General features: G+C 30.2%; 1 protein-coding gene. It reads left to right on the top strand.

Going from position 1 to position 1,521, the window contains the following annotated elements; all coding sequences use genetic code 11:
* Window positions 1–396: 396 nt before the first annotated feature.
* On the top strand, window positions 397–1,290 hold the full coding sequence (locus tag DN389_RS27930; protein WP_142343701.1) for a DMT family transporter: 894 nt from the start codon (window positions 397–399) through the stop codon (window positions 1,288–1,290).
* Window positions 1,291–1,521: the final 231 nt, after the last annotated feature.

Genomic DNA, 1,521 nt, shown 5'->3' with positions numbered 1-1,521 from the left:
AGTAGGACGTCGCCAAGCAAAAACCTAAGTCGATTCGACTTAGGTTTTTTTGTGTTTATTTTTATGTATCACCTGTTAAAATTCATAAATTTAGTAATCTTAAAGAGGAAAAAAGATGAAATAGGGACTGTCTAAACTAAAATTTGAGCGATAATGTCGTAAAAGGTGATAAAGTAATACGTTTAAATTTTAGTTTAAGGTAAGAATTACCTTTTTATATTAATTAGGTTGTAGAATGATTAAAAATATTTTACTCTTTATATGAAAACGTTATGTGAAAAATAGCTATTTAGTTGTTTTTCACATAACGTTTTTACATTTTTAAAGGATTTCACATAAGAAAAAATCTATAATTAAGATAGTTAACATATATTTTTTTGATGGGTGTGGGGGATTATGAAAGAAATATGCATGTTATTAGTGGCTGTTATATTATGGGGGACAGCCATTGCGCCAACAAAGTGGGCATTAGAATCTATTCAGCCATTTACTTTGTTATTTATCCGCCTTTTCTTAGCTGGTGGAATCTGTTTACTATTCTCATTTAAACAATTAAAAAGATCTGTTGTACATAAACAAGTCCCGTGGAAAAGAATGAGTTTGCTATCTTTTACTGGCATAGCTGGGTACTTTATGTTCACATCCTACGGTATTTCTTTAACGAGTGGATTGCATGTTAGTATTATTGATGCTGCTTTACCTTTAGTTACAATTCTTTTTTCAGCGTTCTTTTTGAAAGAAAAAATTCAACTTAATTATTGGATCGGTATTGTATTGGGGGCTATCGGAGTACTTCTTATTACAATTCCATCTAGTAATGTCGATCAAGAAGTATCTTTAATAGGAGATATCCTTATTTTATTAAGTACGTTCTTATTTGCTTTCTATACAGTATTGCTGAAGCGACCAAAACAAGAACAGTATCTATCAAACAAGGTTTTTACAACATTAACTTTAATTATTGGAGCTGTTATTCTATTACCATTTGCAATGGCAGAAATTTTTTACTATGGTTTTCCAAAAATCGAAACATGGAAGACAGGGTTTAGTGTAATATATCTTGTTATTGGGGCAACAATTTTAGCGTATTGGTTTTGGAATAGAGCATTAGAGACAGTCTCGGCATCAGTAAGTGGATTATATTTAAATGCGTTACCGTTAATAAGTATCGCTGCTTCAATTGTTCTATTAAATGAATCTTTGACGTGGAGAATAGGAATAGGTGGTAGCTTAGTTTTATTTGGAGTGATATGGGCGGATAAACGTAAATTAATTGATTTATTTATCTGAGGCGAGCGAAATGTTAAAGAGAATGAAGAATGTTAAAGTTTATAAGAGTATGTATATAGTGTTTAATGAAAAGGACGCTTTGTATGTAATAGGATGTCCTTTTCATTATTTTCATTGAATTAGAGGAATTAAATAACTGAAACTAATATAGAAAATACCTTTGGAATTATTTTTATTATTAATTGAATAAAAGGTGTTGACGATTAGGATATAGAGGTGTAATATAGAACA

The sequence above is a fragment of the Bacillus sp. AY3-1 genome (assembly GCF_008368785.1).
Lineage (GTDB): Bacteria > Bacillota > Bacilli > Bacillales > Bacillaceae_G > Bacillus_A > Bacillus_A wiedmannii.
The sequence above is the reverse complement of the archived record's forward strand: the minus strand, read 5'-3'. Positions and strand labels throughout refer to the sequence as shown.

Coding starts and splice junctions, on each gene's coding strand:
- DN389_RS27930 (WP_142343701.1), top strand. CDS start 397: ATGAAAGAAATATGCATGTTATTAGTGGCTGTTATATTATGGGGGACA.